The following is a 16,407-nucleotide window of genomic DNA, read 5'->3' as shown; positions in this document are numbered from 1 at the left end:
AGCATTATCTACGAAATAGATATAACTATCTAAATATTCGTTTTTATCAATACACAATTAGCTATACCTTTATACTATATAAAAAGAGCCATTAACTAAACTAATTTAATTATGGAGAACAATTCTAAAGACAATAAGCACACCAACTGCCCAATAACCACTAATGCTGGGGCCGCAGTAGGACATTATGAAGATTCACAAACAGTAGGAGCACGCGGACCTGTGTTATTGCAAGACTACTTTCTTCATGAAAAATTAGCTCAGTTTAACCGAGAACGAATCCCCGAACGCATCGTACACGCCAAGGGAACTGGAGCCTATGGTAAATTTGTGGTTACCCACGATATCACCAAATACACCCGTGCCAAATTATTCTCAGAAATCGGAAAAGAAACAGATATGTTTGTTCGATTCTCTACAGTTGGGGGAGAAAAAGGATCTGCAGATAGCGAAAGAGACCCTAGAGGATTCGCTTTAAAGTTTTATACAGAAGATGGCAATTGGGATTTAGTTGGTAACAATACACCCGTATTTTTTATTAAAGATGCCAAAAAATTTCCAGATTTTATACATACTCAAAAGAGAGAACCACACACCAACTTAAAGAGCCCTACGATGGTTTGGGATTTTTGGTCGCTTAATCCCGAGAGTTTACATCAAGTATTGATCTTGATGTCCGACCGAGGAACACCCGACGGTTACCAGCACATGAATGGATATGGGAGTCATACCTTTTCAATGGTCAATGCTCAAAACGAATGGAATTATGTCAAATTCCACTACAAAACCCAACAGGGAAATCGAACATTAACAGGAGCGCAGGCGCAAGAAATGCGAGGAATCGACCCTGATTTTGCACAGAAATCATTAGTAGACACGATTTCGAGAGGTGAATTTCCAAGATATACTTTTTCCATACAGGTGATGTCTCAAGAACAGGCTAAAAACTTTCGTTGGAATCCTTTTGATTTAACCAAAGTATGGTCGCAAAAGGAATATCCTTTAATCGAAGTCGGCTATATTGAGCTTAATAAGATCCCGAACAACTATTTTGCCGAAGTAGAACAAGCTGCCTTCGCCCCAACCAATTTGGTAGACGGTATCGGTTTTTCGCCCGACAAGATGTTACAAGGACGAATTTTGTCCTATCCAGATGCACAACGATATAGAATTGGCGCCAATTATCAAAGTTTGCCGGTAAACGCCTGTCCTTTTATGACAAACAACTACCATCGCGACGGTGCCATGCGATTTGATGGAAACAACGGCAGTGCGCCAAATTATTTCCCCAATAGTTTTGACGGTAATTACGAAGCTCAAACAGCAAAAGGAATACCTTACGAACTCGATTCAGCAACCGTAGCTTATTACGACAGAAATGAAAACGACGATGATCATTACACCCAACCGGGAGAATTATTTGACCGCGTTATGAACGATGAGGCAAAAGCGCATACAATCAACAACATCGTTGGTGCCATGAGCGGTATAGCAGGTCCAAAAAGAGACGAAATCATTATGAGACAGCTTTGTCATTGGTTTAGAGCAAGTGTACCTTTGGGAATGGGCGTTGCAAGAGGACTTGGAGTCGATATGGAGCAATTAAAAGCATTTATGCCAAAATAAGCAATCAAAAGCATCCTTTTTTCTACTAAAAAAGGATGCTTTTTAAACATATTACAATTTCTACGCTAAAACAAAGCGTAAGATAACGAAATCAGGCATTAGAAACAGAAGAAAACACCCGAATTTACATTTAATTAAACGCGCCTTTAACAATTCTATAAAATATATAAATATGCTGTGAAAATTTAATTTTCAAACTTTTTTAATTTTCGGATAAAAAAACTATCTTTGCAATCTGAAAAAGAGTGTTTTTTCATTAAAGGTAAATAGCTGTTAAATAAATACATAAGCAATGTCTAAAGTCACAGGAAAAGTTGCACAAGTTATCGGACCAGTAGTTGACGTAGTGTTCAACACACAAAACGCCGAACTTCCAAGAATTTATGATTCATTAGAAATCAAAAGAGAAGATGGTACCATACTTGTACTAGAAGTACAATCTCACATCGGAGAGGATACCGTAAGAACCATTTCAATGGACTCCACCGATGGTTTGAGTAGAGGTTATGAAGTAATCGCTACTGGAGCTCCAATCCAAATGCCTATCGGAAAAGACGTGTTTGGACGTTTGTTTAACGTTATTGGAGATGCTATTGACGGTCTTGGTAATTTACCAAAAGCCGGAGTAGATGGTTTACCAATTCACCGTAATGCACCAAAATTCGAAGAATTATCTACTTCATCAGAAGTACTATTCACAGGAATTAAAGTAATTGATTTAATTGAGCCTTATGCAAAAGGGGGTAAAATTGGTCTTTTCGGAGGAGCTGGAGTTGGAAAAACAGTATTGATTCAGGAATTGATTAACAACATTGCAAAAGGACACGGAGGACTTTCGGTTTTTGCAGGTGTAGGTGAGCGTACCCGTGAAGGGAACGATTTACTTCGCGAGATGTTGGAATCGGGAATTATTAAATATGGTGATGATTTCATGCACTCTATGGAAAACGGCGGATGGGATTTATCCAAAGTGGACAAACCAGGTATGAGAGATTCTAAAGCTACTTTCGTATTCGGACAAATGAATGAGCCACCAGGAGCACGTGCACGTGTTGCTTTGTCAGGACTTTCAATTGCAGAATACTTCCGTGATGGAGCTGGAGAAGACCAAGGAAAAGACGTACTTTTCTTCGTAGATAACATCTTCCGTTTTACACAAGCGGGATCTGAAGTATCTGCACTTCTTGGACGTATGCCTTCTGCAGTAGGTTACCAACCTACTTTAGCTACAGAGATGGGAGCTATGCAAGAGCGTATTACTTCAACAAAAAAGGGTTCTATTACTTCTGTACAGGCGGTTTACGTTCCTGCGGATGATTTAACTGACCCGGCACCAGCAACAACGTTTGCTCACTTAGATGCTACAACCGTATTGTCTCGTAAAATTGCGGAATTAGGTATTTACCCTGCAGTAGATCCATTGGACTCTACTTCAAGAATTTTGACTCCTGAAATCTTAGGAAAAGATCATTATGCTTGTGCGCAAAGAGTAAAAGAAATTCTTCAAAAATATAAAGAATTACAAGATATCATCGCGATTCTTGGTATGGAAGAACTTTCTGAAGAAGATAAACTTTCTGTATCTAGAGCACGTCGTGTACAACGTTTCTTATCTCAACCGTTCCACGTTGCGGAACAATTTACAGGTTTGAAAGGTGTTCTTGTAGACATTAAAGAAACCATTAAAGGTTTCAATATGATTATGGACGGAGAATTAGATCATTTACCTGAGGCTGCATTTAACTTAAAAGGTACGATTGAAGAAGCAATCGAAGCTGGAGAAAAAATGCTTGCTGAAGTATAATCTAATATAAACGCTATTCCCATGAAACTAGAAATTGTATCACCAGAGGCCACATTATTCAAAGGAGAAGTTATTTCGGTAGCTGTACCTGGATTAAATGGAGAGTTTCAAATGCTAAACAATCACGCACCTATAGTATCTGCTTTAACAAAAGGCAATATTAAGATTGTAGGTAGTGACATCAAAATAGCTAAAGAATTCGCTTCTAAATTTCAAAAGATAAACGATACCACCTATTGGCTATCTATCGCTTCTGGAACATTGGAAATGAACGACAATAAGATCAACATTTTAGTAAACTAAAACAACGATCAACCCTTATTAAAAAAAGCTGTTTGAATTAATTTTCAAACAGCTTTTTTGTTTAAAAGAGCACGCTATAAGACTGGAAACTCAACGCCAGACCACATTATAGCCTAAACTAAGAAAAACACTTTAAAACCGCCTAAAAATCATTCTGCAACTAGCTCAAAACGGCACTGTAACCATTTCGAACAAAAAAAAGACTACCTAAAACAGTCTTTATACAAATCTCCTCTAAGAATTCGAAAACCTGTTATTTACGCTCAGCATAATCATCGGTCCATAATCTCCCCATACCAACGGCAACCAAAATACCATGAGGGTCCCCAAAATCATCCAACATCACTGAAGCCAATTGAAAATTTGCAATCCCCTTGACCTTTCCTAGCTCGTCGACAACCAACTCACCAGATACCGCCACCAAGTTTTTATACCATGCCGACACACCATTTCCCACTTCTAAAGATCCTTCCGTATGAAAAACCACAGAAAATTTGTTAGCAGCACCCGAGATAAAACACCCCTTACCATCCCAACGCTCTAACTTTCCATTAAAACCCGGATTGTAAGTCAACAAACTATTAAAATCAATACTCTGAACTAAATTGTTCTGATTAAAAAAAGTTAAATCGGTACTCCCAAAATTTAAACCTTCCGAAAAATCAGGAAAATTAGATTTTTTACAAAAGAATGGGCTCGCAACAAAAGACCCCTCAATCACAGGAGGCGTATCACCAGGATAAATATCCATACCAAACTCTTCAGTGAGCACCTGATTCATTTTTTTATCGACAAAATCTTCGTATTTCAACTTAACCTCAACCTTTCCTGATTCAGATGAATCGTCACTAGAACAAGACACCATAACGAAACCTATGAACAGCAAGAACAAACCTATTTTTCTCATAACGAAACCTTTTAATCTACCAAAGATAACAATCCTAACAAATAAGAATAAAAATCATAGAACATAAAAAGAGTACTCAGGGGTTAGAAATCAGGAATCGGTATACTCAAAATCGTACTTTAATAAACAAGAAAGACCTCACTAAACATTCATTAAATAGAACAGCGACATAAGAAAGCACTAAAAACAAAAAAGTCTTTTAAACATTACGTTTAAAAGACTTTCTATTTGCTCCCCCTCTTGGGCTCGAACCAAGGACCCTCTGATTAACAGTCAGATGCTCTAACCAACTGAGCTAAGGAGGAAGGTTTATAACCCTTATTGCGGTTGCAAATATAGAAATTATTTAGGGCTTTCCAAACAAAACAATTGAAATTTTTCGCTTTTTTATTGTTCTCCTTTTAACACCGGTAACTTCCATTTGTAACGCGCTGCGGCTATGCGAATTACAAAAACAAAAACGGCAGTAGAAATTTGCGTCACCGGAGCAGAAACCCCCATATAATCGAAGCTATAGTAAAGAAGAGCCCCCAAAATACACGCCACCGCATATAATTCCTGCGTAAAAACAGCCGGTATCTCATTTATCAAAATATCGCGAATCATCCCGCCTACAACTCCCGTAATAGTCCCCATCATCACCACAACCCCTATGGAATAATCCAAGGTCAAAGCTTTCTCAACTCCTACAACGACAAATAACCCCAAACCAATACTATCAAACCATAAAAAAGGTCCGTTTAGATGCACTAATTTTTTACGAAAAACAATAACAAAGAGCAAAGAAAGCACCGTGCACCAAGCATACACACTTGAAATCATCCAAAAAGGAACAACCCCCAACAATAAATCGCGTAAGGTTCCTCCACCTGTGGCGGTAACAAAACCAACTACAAAGGCACCAAACCAATCGAGTTTCTTTGCCGATGCCAATCGAATACCACTTATCGCAAAAGCAAATGTTCCCAAAAATTCGATAATATCGACAAAAGAAACATTTTTCCAAAAATCAACCCATTGTTCCATATACTGTATTTATCTAAAAAACTCTTTACTACACTCCCGAATCCATACTCCCAAGGAAAGTTGCTTTGGTTAAACGAAAATATCATTCCTTCACACAATAAACAAGCAGCAGTTCTTTTATTGTTAAAAATTTATTTTAAAACCCCACTATTACCACACGAATTGTTATTTCTCTGGTATTCATTTTACGATATAACAAAAAAAACACTAATTTAGTACTAATATAAAAAAGGACTCCAATGAAGATAAATCCACTCACTATATTAGTAATCGGCCTAGCACTTATGGTTTTAGGCTATATACTAAAATCAACCGCAGTGCTAAACAATCACCTCATAACCATCGCAGGTTTGATTCTGATTGCAGCTTCTTTAGCTAGTTTGGTTTTTAATCGCTTAAGAAAATAAATTAGTTTTAAACAACGAGTATAAAACACTAAAATGCGAAGGCTACTAATTGCGCTTTAGTAAAAAAGATTTTTAACTCAACCTTCAAGCACCGCTTCAAAGGAAGGGAATGTTGTAAAAACAATAGAGGCTGTCTTTTGAGACAGCCTCTATTATATATTTCGATTTTTGTTGTTTTAAATACGCTTTTCCACTTATTTGGATAAGCTGATTGCCAAGTTATCGAGCATCACTTGGGTCATGCTTTTTAAGTCGTATTGATGCTTCCAGTTCCAATCGGTCTGTGCAGCCGTATCATCAATACTCGCCGGCCAACTATCGGCAATGGCTTGACGGAAATCCGGAGCATAATCAATCGTGAATTCTGGAATATGCGTTTTAATTTCCGCTGCAATTTCTGCAGGAGTAAAAGAAATACCTCCTAAATTATAGGATGAACGAATTTTTACCTTTTCGGCTGGTGCCTGCATAATAGCTACCGTAGCAGCTAAAGCATCATCCATATACATCATCGGTAAAGCGGTATTTTCCGCAAGGAAACAAGTGTACTTTTTATCCTCCAAAGCTTTGTAATAGATATCCACAGCATAATCCGTAGTTCCACCACCAGGAGGTGTAGTCCAAGATATCAATCCAGGATAACGAATACTTCTAACATCAACCCCAAATTTAGCGTGATAATATTCACACCAACGTTCACCGGTTTGCTTCGAAATACCATATACCGTTGACGGTTCCATTACGGTATATTGAGGCGTATTAATCCTTGGTGTAGTTGGTCCGAAAACGGCAATACTCGAAGGCCAGAAAACCTTTTTAATTTTGCCTTCTTTGGCCAGATTCAACACATGAAACAAAGAATTCATATTTAAATCCCAAGCAAATGCCGGGTTTTTTTCTGCTGTAGCAGACAACATCGCCGCCATTAAATAGACTTCATCAATCTGATGTTTTTCTACGGCCTGAGCTACTTGCTCAAACTCCATAGCATTGACAATTTCAAAAGGACCACTAGCCATTAACTCTGGTTTACCTTCCCGAATATCTGAAGCAACAACTTGGTCGTTGCCATATATCTCACGGAGTTTCATAGTCAATTCTGAACCGATTTGACCACAAGCCCCAATAATTAGAATTTTTGTACTCATTATGCACTATTTTATTTGACAAATATACTTAATTCACGGTGAACTGAAAGCATTTATAAGTTGAAGATTCAGCAACAAGTCGATTTGCAATTACACCCATTATCACAGTGACTTGGCTACTGCCATACACTTATGAAGCCCTCAAATTCTCCATAGAACGCGAAATATAAAACCTTTCTGTTGGATTCTGATTTAATAGTTTAAAAATTCGATATAACATTCGTAAATTTGTTGCTTAAAAAATTAACTATGAGGCATTTTTTGCTTATCGGAATTCTCTTTATCAGCGTGTTCGCTTCCTGTAACAAAGTGGATACTCGCGAACAAGAAAATCAATTGCGAGCTCAAAAACATACCGATACTGTATTCACTATACTTACCAAAAATTGGGTTTTTAAAATCCCAACACAGTCCACTGCGTTACAAACAGAAGTTAGCGATTGGAAAGCTTGGCTAGAGTTTCGAAATGATATCAGTATTACACCTGTATCGTCTATTAGTGCTTTTCAAAAAAAATCAGAAAAACTCAGCAATTCCTCGTTGAATTTATTTAACGAAATTCCTACAAACCTCAATCGCCCCGATATACGCAGTAGAATTACTGTTTTAAACACGCTATTGAGCAATTTAGAAATGTATTTGACACTCGATAAAATTCAAGAAAAACAAATCATCCGATTAATTCCTCAGATCAATACCGCCATTGCCTCTTTGGTGAGCCAAATGGAAGAGATAGTAGTAAAAAAATCCATCCCAAAAGAAATTGGTGAGGCCGAAATGTTACAAGCTTTAGACACCCTAAGACTTGCGAACCCAACCTTTACTGAAAATTAATTGAGCATGGATTTAAAAACTTTATACCGCGAATCGAGTAAAACCCTTCAACTCGGGGAAGCATTAAACCAACGAGGACAAAAAATTCATGCCAAAGGACTGATTGGTTCGGCTTTGTCTTTTTTGATTCAAGGTGTCTTTAAAAAATCGGAACACCCTTTTTTGTTGTTGTTTCGCGATAAGGAAGAAGCCGCTTATTACCTCAACGATTTAGAAAGTTTGGTCAACAAGGAAGACGTTTTGTTTTATCCCGGATCATACCGACGTCCCTATCAAATTGAAGAAACCGACAACGCCAACATACTGTTGCGCGCCGAGGTACTCAATCGAATCAACTCGCGTAAGAAACCCGCTATCATCGTATCTTATCCCGATGCCTTGTTTGAAAAAGTAGTTACCAAAAAGGTGTTGGATAAAAACACTCTAAAGTTGGCCATGGGCGATCAAATCTCCATCGATTTTATCAATGAGGTTTTGTTTGAATACCATTTTAAACGGGTCGACTTTGTAGCCGAACCCGGCGAATTTTCCGTACGTGGTGGAATTATTGACGTTTTTTCATTTTCAAACGACCATCCATACCGTATCGAATTTTTTGGTAACGAAGTAGACAGTATCCGCAGCTTTGATGTGGAAACCCAACTTTCTATAGAAAAGCAAAAGAAAATTTCGATTATACCCAATGTTGAAAATAAATTCTCTCAAGAAAACCGCGAGAGTTTTTTAGATTATATATCAGAAAAAACCGTTATTTTCTCTCAAAGCACGGCCTTGGTTGTAGGCCAATTAGACAAGTCGTTCGACAAGGCTTTGTCGGTTTTTGACACCTTATCCAAAGACATCAAACACCAAGTGCCGAGCGATCTATTTCTCGACAGCAAATCCTTTTTACAACGCGTAGAAACTTTTACTTATGTAGAATTGGCTCAGCAGTCGTATTTTGAAACGAATACGATAATTGATTTTCACATCTTACCGCAACCGTCATTCAACAAACAATTCGAATTGTTGGCCCGAGATTTAAACGACCGCGCCGACGACGGTTATAAAAATTATTTATACTGCGCCAACGAAGGTCAAGCCAAACGCTTTCATGAGATTTTTGAAAGCCTTAAAGATCAAAACGACGAAGTAGCTGTTAAACAATTTAAGACCGTTGTGTTTCCGCTTTATCAAGGTTTTATAGACGAGGAAAATCAAATAGTCTGTTATACAGACCATCAAATATTTGAGCGTTACCACAAATTTTCGATTAAAAACGGTTACTCCAAAAAGCAAACCATCACTTTAAAGGAATTGACTACTTTGTCCGTTGGCGATTATGTAACACATATCGATCACGGTATTGGAAAGTTTGGAGGGCTTCAAAAAATTGATGTAGAAGGCAAAATGCAAGAAGCTATTAAGTTGGTGTATGCCGATAACGATATCGTTTACGTCAGCATCCATTCTTTACATAAGATATCCAAATACAACGGTAAAGACGGTACAGCACCCAAGATATATAAATTGGGTTCCAATGCTTGGAAAACCTTAAAGCAGAAAACCAAAGCCCGTGTTAAACACATTGCGTTTAACTTGATTCAGCTCTATGCCAAACGCCGTTTGGAAAAAGGATTTCAATACAAACCCGATAGTTATTTACAGGCAGAGCTAGAAAGTTCCTTTATATACGAAGATACTCCCGATCAGATTACCGCTACTCAAGACGTTAAAAACGACATGGAGAGCGAGCGCCCTATGGACCGATTGGTTTGTGGTGACGTCGGATTTGGAAAAACAGAAGTCGCTATACGTGCGGCATTTAAGGCCGTAGATAACGGAAAACAGGTTGCTATACTTGTGCCTACTACTATATTGGCTTTTCAACATTATAAAACTTTTACCGAACGTCTTAAAGACATGCCGGTAACGGTTAATTATATCAACCGTTTTCGCACGGCCAAACAAAAAAGTGAAACGCTTAAGGATTTAAGTGAAGGTCGATTAGATATCTTAATCGGAACCCATCAATTGGTCAGTAAAAATGTTGTTTTTAAAGACCTAGGACTCCTAATCATCGATGAGGAACAAAAGTTTGGCGTTGCAGTTAAAGACAAATTAAAAACCATAGCACAAAACGTAGATACTTTAACCCTTACGGCTACACCAATTCCGAGAACCCTACAGTTTTCGTTGATGGCCGCACGAGATCTATCAGTAATCACCACTCCTCCACCCAATCGTTATCCGATCGACACCCATGTGGTTGGTTTTAATGAAGAAATCATTCGCGATGCCATTGCCTATGAAGTGGAACGCGGAGGTCAGGTCTATTTTATCAACAACCGCATTGAAAATATCAAAGAGGTAGCGGGCATGATTCAACGTTTGGTTCCCAATGCTCGTGTTGGTATTGGACACGGACAGATGGATGGAAAAAAACTCGAAGAACTGATGTTGGCGTTTATGGATGGCGATTTCGATGTATTGGTAGCTACTACGATTATTGAAAGCGGCTTAGATGTACCCAATGCCAACACCATTTTAATCAATAATGCCAATAATTTTGGTCTGTCCGACTTGCATCAAATGCGCGGTCGCGTTGGTCGAAGTAATAAAAAAGCCTTCTGTTATTTTATATGCCCTCCCTATTCTGCGATGACCGAGGAAGCGCGTAAGCGCATCCAAGCCCTCGAACAGTTTAGTGAATTAGGCAGTGGTTTTAACATAGCCATGAAGGATTTGGAGATTCGCGGTGCCGGTGATATACTCGGTGGGGAACAAAGTGGATTTATCAATGAAATTGGCTTTGAAACCTACCAGAAAATCATGAACGAAGCCATAGACGAATTAAAAGAAAACGAATTCAAGGATTTGTATGCCGATGAAAACGACATAGAAACCAAAACCTTTGTCAAAGAAACCCAAATCGATACGGATTTCGAAATACTGTTTCCCGATAATTACGTCAATAGCGTATCGGAACGTTTGAATTTGTATAACGAGTTGAGCAACGTTAAGGACGAAACCGAGTTGCAGGCATACGAACAAAAACTGATTGACCGTTTTGGCGCCTTACCCAAAGAAGCCGTAGCGCTGTTAAACAGTTTGCGCATCAAGTGGTTTGCCGCTAATGCCGGTATCGAAAAGTTAGTACTAAAAAACGGAAAAATGGTCGGTTACTTTTTGGGTAATCAGCAGTCGGACTATTACCAATCGCCGCGTTTTAGAAAGGTTTTACTGTTTGTACAACAACACGGAAACATTTGTAAGATGAAGGAAAAAGAAACCAAAAACGGCTTGCGATTATTACTGACTTTTGAAAATGTGAAAAGCGTAAACAAGGCTTTGGAACTAATTCAATTGATTTGATTTTTTTTGTTGCCGATGTGCCCACTCGTTAATTCGCCTGGGACATTAGGCAAATTCGTTTTGATACATTGAAATTTAAATATTTTCTTTCTATCTTTACTTATAATCAGTAATAGGCCGATTCACGAATAGGCCGATAAGTAAATAAAAAATGACTATAGATATTTGGAGTGATATACGTTGCCCGTTTTGTTATATCGGCAAAACGCGGTTAGAGCAAGCTATTGCAGAGTTCGAACACGGTAGCGAAGTAACGATTAATTGGAAAGCTTTTGAACTCGATCCGACTATAAAAACGGATTTATCCGTTAGTACCAAGGAATATTTGGCGCAACAAAAGGGCATGCCTCTGGAACAAGTTGATCAGATGTTTGCACAGGTCACTCAAATGGCTCAAGCAGAAGGTTTGGTTATGGATTTGGAGCAATCGATTACCGCCAACAGTTTTAAGGCACATCAATTGTCTTATTACGCCCAATCCAAAGGTTTACAAAATGAAGCGGAAGAAGCGTTGTTTCAAGCTCATTTTTCCAATGCCATCAATATAGACGATGTCGAAGAATTGGTTAAAATAGGTATTCAAATAGGCTTGGATGCCGACAAGGTTCGCGATGTGCTCGCCAACGACACTTATACTCGTGCCGTAGAAGAGGACGAGGCTATGGCTAGAAGCATCGGAGTAAATTCCGTACCCTTCTTTATTGTAAACCAGAAATACGCCCTTAAAGGAGCCCAATCCAAGGATTACTTTTTGGAAACACTTAGAGAGATTTATAAGGAGAACTAGGTTTTCACTCGTAAACTTGAGAAATAAAATGACAAAAAAAGGCTAACCAATATATAAAAAGGTTAGCCTTTTTCTTTAAAATAAAAATTTCATTCAATAGCTTATTCAAAGTGCCTGTTTCTACTAGTCCTCTCTTAAAACACAAGCAATACACAAGAAACCTCATTCTATTTTACCAAAGTTAGAAGACCTACTTTTATCGATAAACTTTCTTTCTAAACACAAAACTCCCAATAGAATTGAGAGTTTCTTTGTTTATTATATACCATGCGAGAGTACTCACACTGTAGCGTAACCTGGTATTTTAGTTCTTCATGAGTCAGTGGCGTAAACATCAAAATTCACTTCAGAAAGCCTAGGTCAACCAAAAATTTTTGGAACGGCATCTTTCGTATTTATGAGATTAAGATTATTCCATTTTTAATTGCAATTCTTTCTATTCTACAATTGCATTTAAGCCAACCATATTTATACTTTATATCATAATTTTTAAACGCTCTATCTCGCCAAATCAGCTTCGAAAATTTAATTCGACCCTTGGAGTTTAAATAATATTTCACAATATAATTTCCATTAAACAATTCATCTATCAATTCCTTAATTTGATCGTTATCTTCCAAAACAAAATACTGTTCTATACTATTGATCTGTAGACTTAGATAAACAGCTGTAAATTCTATCTTGAAGAACTCATCTAAAAACTCCAATTCAATTAGAAATCGAGTGTCTTCTATTGAAAAACAAATAATAACTCCCTCTTTTAGTAAGGATAATTTTTTATAGACAACTCGAATTACATCAATAAAACGGTCCTTACGATCATAATTTAATATATATAATTGTAGCTTTTCTAAATCTAAATTATCCATTTCTATTTTACTTTACATTAACCTTATTTCTGTTGTCATCATAACCGTTATCATCAAGCGTAGATACTTCCATACGCATCAAGTGATTTAAACCAACTAACACGGTCGATGTAGCCGCGATCAGCCAAAAAACACACACTTCCAAGTTTAGCCAGAACCTCAACTGCCGTACAAATTCTTTCGAGTGGCAAAATTCAACATACTAATATCCTTCTCTTAAAACTCAAGTACTATACAAAAAAGAGCTATCCTTTTGAGACAGCTCTTTTCTATAATCAAGTTCAGCTATTCTTAGTACCCGAACAATTCTTCCAAAGTCAATTCTTTGATGGTTCCGAATTTTTTAACGGCTTCCCAATCCAAATTGTCTTTCTTACCGATTAATCCAACATTGAATTTTTTACCCTTAACGTGTTTGTCAAAGAAACTCGCCAAATCTTTCATTTCGATTTTCTGGGTTTGTGGGAATAAATCTTTGTTGATATCGTAATTAAATCCTTTCTCTTGTAAAGACAACCAATAAAAGAAGATGTCTGACTTGCTATAACGCTTGGTAGACAATCTTTTTAAAGCAGAAGCTTTGGCGTTTTGAAATTGATTTTCTGCCTGCGGCATATCATTCATCAATCCCATCATGGCATCAACCGCTTGCGGTAATTTATTGGCTTGAGTACCTACATAAGCAATGACATAGTTGTGTTTGTCTTTTTTAGCGGCATCGGCATAATAAGAGTAAGCCGAATAGGCTAATGATTTTGACTCTCTGATCTCTTGGAATACGATAGACGATAATCCCGATCCGAAATACTCGTTAAACACACCCGAAGAAACCAAGTTTTCCTTGTTGAATTTTTCTTCTCTAGCACGGAAAGATATTTCGGCTTGTACCATATCATAAGGTGCAAAATACACCGTTCCGTTTGTAGCGGGCTCCGCATATTTCTTAGGCGTTGGAATCGCTTTGCTTTTTCCAAAATTATGATTGGCTGTCAACGCTTTTTTAGTGTTGTTTAAGTCGTTTCCATAGTAGAAAATCTGTTGATCAAAATTAAAGAAGTCGTGAATGATTTTCACCAATTCCTGTGGTTTAATCGCTTTTAGTGTGGATTCGCTTAAGATGTCTCTAAATTTACTTTCGGCACCATACATAACATAACTGTTTAGCGCACGTTGAATACCCGCTTTACTCGCCTTGGCATCACTGCGTTCTTTCAAAATTTGATCGACATAGTTATCGTAAGCCTGTTGATCGGCCTTGGCATCGGTAAGTAAGTGTTCGAACAATTTGATTCCTGCAGGAATATTCTCTTGTAATCCACTTACATAAACATAAGTTCTATCTTCTCCAGCGCTAACACCGTAGTCAACTCCGAGTTTATAGAATTCTTTTTTAATATCTTCTGGCGAGTATTTAGACGTTCCTAAGAAATCCAAATAGTTGATTGCCAAAGCTAATTTATTGTCGTGATTAGACCCTACTTCTGTAATATACATGACCGTTGAAAGGTCGTTAGTCGTATTTTTAATAAAGGCCAAAGGTGTTTTTTTACCGATGGTTTCTCTCTGAATTGCCTTGTCAAAATCAACAAACACCGGAGCGATATCCTTTACTTTAATGTTTTTAAAATCTTTATAAAATTTAGATTCGTTTTCGCGATTTAAATCAATAGGTGTTATTCCTGGATTCTCAACACGAACCAATTCTTTGTTTTCACCTTGCTTTTTATATACTACAACATAGTTGTCTTTGTAGTTTTTATTGGCAAAATCAACGATTTCCGCTTTGGTAATTTTAGATAATTCGTCTACTTCTGAAACGACTTTATCCCATGATTTTCCTTGGATAAAAGCGCCATACATTTCTGTAGCTAAGGCGTCGTTACTCTCTAAGGATTTCATGGCCTGTTTTTTAAGATCATTAACTACTGCTCCTAACATCCACTCGTCGAACTGTCCTTTTTTGATTTTGTCCAATTCCCCCATCAATAAGGTTTTTAGCTCGTCTAAGGATTGTCCCTCATTCGGATAAGCACCCAATTGGTGTACCGAAAAATCTTTCATGATCATCGGTGAACTCTGAGCACCCAATGCTTTTTGTTTTTGATTGATATTTAAATCGATCAATCCCGCTGCACTATTGCTCAACAACATATCAACTAAAGTCAAATATTGCGCATCTTTTGAGTTGGCTCCTCCCAATCTATAACCGATTTCGATACGCTCTGATGACGGGCTAAAGATTTCTTTGGTTTGGATTTTGGTTAAAGCCGGTTCTTTGGCAACATATTGCTCCGGTTGAACTCCTTTTTTCATTTTACCCAAATAACGATCTACCAATTGAATGGTCGGTTCGAACTCCAAATCTCCTACCAATACTACAGCCATATTATTAGGCACATAATATTTTTGGAAGTAATCGTGAATCGCTACCATCGAAGGATTTTTTAAATGCTCCGAAGTTCCAATTGTCGTCTGAGTTCCATAATGTGATTTTGGAAACAACAACTTCATCATGGCTTCGTGTGTTGCCCAATAATCGTTGTCTTGTCCGCGGTTAAACTCTTCATAAACCGCCTCTAATTCGGTGTGAAACAAACGCAATACCAATTCGGAGAAACGCTCGTTTTCAACCACCAACCACTTTTCCAATTCATTGGAAGGAATGTTGTTTTTATAAACGGTTTCATCAAACCAAGTATGGGCATTGGTACCAGTAGCACCTATAGAAGCCACTAATTTGTCGTACTCATTTGCTACAGCATATTTTGACGCTTCCTTAGAAACTTGGTCAATTTGCTTGTAAAGTGCTACTTTTTTTGCTGGATCAGTTTCCTTTTTATGTGCTTCGTACAAATCAGAAATTTGTTTTAGCAACACTTTCTCTACTTCCCAATTGCTCGAAGCCATTTTGGAAGTACCCTTGAACAACATATGTTCTAAGTAATGCGCCAATCCCGTGTTGTCCTCCGGATCGTTGTTTGACCCCGTACGAACGGGTACATAGGTCTGAATACGCGGCTCGTCTTTGTTTTGTGCTAAATACACTTTTAAACCGTTACTCAAAGTATAAATTCGAGTGTGCGAGGGGTCGTTCTCAACGGATTCATAAGTGTATCCATTAGAATCTTTAGTGGTGGTTGTTTTAAATTGTGCTTGTATTGTAAAGGCAGTAAACAACAATCCCACTATTAGTAATTTCTTTATCATAAGAAGATTAGATAGATTAATAATAAGCTGTCCAAAAATAACTATTTAAAAGGAGAATATTATAAATACCAATTAGTATTCACTAAAAAAGGCTTACCTCCGCTATGGAGACAAGCCTTTTTATTTAGGATCACG

At 37.7% G+C, this 16,407-nt stretch carries 12 protein-coding genes and 1 tRNA gene; 7 read left to right on the top strand and 6 right to left on the bottom strand.

What is annotated here, in order from left to right; genetic code table 11:
• Positions 1 to 111 precede the first annotated feature (111 nt).
• The 3 genes from KO524_RS12135 to KO524_RS12125 all read left to right on the top strand — a co-directional run bounded on the left by KO524_RS12135 (position 112) and on the right by KO524_RS12125 (position 3,733).
• The gene (locus tag KO524_RS12135; RefSeq protein ID WP_219294443.1) at positions 112 to 1,626 is read left to right on the top strand and encodes a catalase; all 1,515 of its coding nucleotides are present in this window, start codon (positions 112 to 114) and stop codon (positions 1,624 to 1,626) included.
• Between the two features lie 292 nt (positions 1,627 to 1,918).
• A complete protein-coding gene (atpD, locus tag KO524_RS12130; RefSeq protein ID WP_219294442.1) occupies positions 1,919 to 3,430 on the top strand; it encodes a F0F1 ATP synthase subunit beta in 1,512 nt (503 codons plus the stop codon).
• Between the two features lie 21 nt (positions 3,431 to 3,451).
• Positions 3,452 to 3,733, top strand: coding sequence for a F0F1 ATP synthase subunit epsilon (locus KO524_RS12125; protein WP_219294441.1), 282 nt, complete (start codon positions 3,452 to 3,454; stop codon positions 3,731 to 3,733).
• A 253-nt stretch (positions 3,734 to 3,986) separates the two neighbouring features.
• On the opposite strand, the gene KO524_RS12120 is transcribed toward KO524_RS12125, so the two are convergent.
• The 3 genes from KO524_RS12120 to KO524_RS12110 form a co-directional block, all read right to left on the bottom strand.
• Positions 3,987 to 4,640, bottom strand: coding sequence for a hypothetical protein (locus KO524_RS12120; protein ID WP_219294440.1), 654 nt, complete (start codon positions 4,638 to 4,640; stop codon positions 3,987 to 3,989).
• 231 nt (positions 4,641 to 4,871) lie between these two features.
• Positions 4,872 to 4,945 (bottom strand) — tRNA-Asn (locus KO524_RS12115).
• 82 nt (positions 4,946 to 5,027) lie between these two features.
• Positions 5,028 to 5,666 carry a trimeric intracellular cation channel family protein gene (locus KO524_RS12110; protein WP_219294439.1) on the bottom strand — a complete coding sequence of 213 codons (639 nt, stop codon included), beginning with the start codon at positions 5,664 to 5,666 and terminating at the stop codon, positions 5,028 to 5,030.
• Positions 5,667 to 5,905: 239 nt separating this feature from the next.
• On the opposite strand from KO524_RS12110, the gene KO524_RS12105 reads away from it, so the two are divergent.
• On the top strand, positions 5,906 to 6,073 hold the full coding sequence (locus KO524_RS12105) for a hypothetical protein (protein WP_219294438.1): 168 nt from the start codon (positions 5,906 to 5,908) through the stop codon (positions 6,071 to 6,073).
• A 194-nt stretch (positions 6,074 to 6,267) separates the two neighbouring features.
• Here KO524_RS12105 and KO524_RS12100 read toward each other — a convergent pair whose 3' ends face one another.
• Positions 6,268 to 7,221 (bottom strand): NAD-dependent epimerase/dehydratase family protein, encoded by a 954-nt coding sequence (locus tag KO524_RS12100; RefSeq protein ID WP_219294437.1) that lies wholly within the window; start codon positions 7,219 to 7,221, stop codon positions 6,268 to 6,270.
• Positions 7,222 to 7,470: 249 nt separating this feature from the next.
• On the opposite strand from KO524_RS12100, the gene KO524_RS12095 reads away from it, so the two are divergent.
• The 3 genes from KO524_RS12095 (at position 7,471) to KO524_RS12085 (ending at position 12,196) form a co-directional block, all read left to right on the top strand.
• Positions 7,471 to 8,055, top strand: a complete 585-nt coding sequence (locus KO524_RS12095) for a hypothetical protein (RefSeq protein WP_219294436.1) — start codon at positions 7,471 to 7,473, stop codon at positions 8,053 to 8,055.
• A 6-nt stretch (positions 8,056 to 8,061) separates the two neighbouring features.
• The gene (mfd, locus tag KO524_RS12090) at positions 8,062 to 11,409 is read left to right on the top strand and encodes a transcription-repair coupling factor (RefSeq protein ID WP_219294435.1); all 3,348 of its coding nucleotides are present in this window, start codon (positions 8,062 to 8,064) and stop codon (positions 11,407 to 11,409) included.
• A 151-nt stretch (positions 11,410 to 11,560) separates the two neighbouring features.
• Positions 11,561 to 12,196: a DsbA family oxidoreductase gene (locus KO524_RS12085; protein WP_219294434.1), complete on the top strand. Its 636-nt coding sequence runs from the start codon at positions 11,561 to 11,563 to the stop codon at positions 12,194 to 12,196.
• 395 nt (positions 12,197 to 12,591) lie between these two features.
• Here the strand turns inward: KO524_RS12085 and KO524_RS12080 are convergent, their stop codons facing one another.
• The gene (locus KO524_RS12080; RefSeq protein WP_219294433.1) at positions 12,592 to 13,065 is read right to left on the bottom strand and encodes a hypothetical protein; all 474 of its coding nucleotides are present in this window, start codon (positions 13,063 to 13,065) and stop codon (positions 12,592 to 12,594) included.
• 291 nt (positions 13,066 to 13,356) lie between these two features.
• The gene (locus KO524_RS12075) at positions 13,357 to 16,272 is read right to left on the bottom strand and encodes a pitrilysin family protein (protein ID WP_219294432.1); all 2,916 of its coding nucleotides are present in this window, start codon (positions 16,270 to 16,272) and stop codon (positions 13,357 to 13,359) included.
• Positions 16,273 to 16,407 lie beyond the last annotated feature (135 nt).

It is taken from the genome of Flavobacterium sp. NKUCC04_CG (assembly GCF_019345525.1).
Lineage (GTDB): Bacteria > Bacteroidota > Bacteroidia > Flavobacteriales > Flavobacteriaceae > Flavobacterium.
This window is presented reverse-complemented; position numbering and strand designations above follow the sequence as displayed.

Bases quoted from the DNA above. Each gene is read 5' to 3' on its own strand.
- KO524_RS12120 (WP_219294440.1), bottom strand. From the start codon at position 4,640: ATGAGAAAAATAGGTTTGTTCTTGCTGTTCATAGGTTTCGTTATGGTG.
- KO524_RS12110 (WP_219294439.1), bottom strand. From the start codon at position 5,666: ATGGAACAATGGGTTGATTTTTGGAAAAATGTTTCTTTTGTCGATATT.
- KO524_RS12095 (WP_219294436.1), top strand. From the start codon at position 7,471: ATGAGGCATTTTTTGCTTATCGGAATTCTCTTTATCAGCGTGTTCGCT.
- KO524_RS12080 (WP_219294433.1), bottom strand. From the start codon at position 13,065: ATGGATAATTTAGATTTAGAAAAGCTACAATTATATATATTAAATTAT.
- atpD (WP_219294442.1), top strand. From the start codon at position 1,919: ATGTCTAAAGTCACAGGAAAAGTTGCACAAGTTATCGGACCAGTAGTT.
- mfd (WP_219294435.1), top strand. From the start codon at position 8,062: ATGGATTTAAAAACTTTATACCGCGAATCGAGTAAAACCCTTCAACTC.
- KO524_RS12135 (WP_219294443.1), top strand. From the start codon at position 112: ATGGAGAACAATTCTAAAGACAATAAGCACACCAACTGCCCAATAACC.
- KO524_RS12125 (WP_219294441.1), top strand. From the start codon at position 3,452: ATGAAACTAGAAATTGTATCACCAGAGGCCACATTATTCAAAGGAGAA.
- KO524_RS12085 (WP_219294434.1), top strand. From the start codon at position 11,561: ATGACTATAGATATTTGGAGTGATATACGTTGCCCGTTTTGTTATATC.
- KO524_RS12100 (WP_219294437.1), bottom strand. From the start codon at position 7,221: ATGAGTACAAAAATTCTAATTATTGGGGCTTGTGGTCAAATCGGTTCA.
- KO524_RS12075 (WP_219294432.1), bottom strand. From the start codon at position 16,272: ATGATAAAGAAATTACTAATAGTGGGATTGTTGTTTACTGCCTTTACA.
- KO524_RS12105 (WP_219294438.1), top strand. From the start codon at position 5,906: ATGAAGATAAATCCACTCACTATATTAGTAATCGGCCTAGCACTTATG.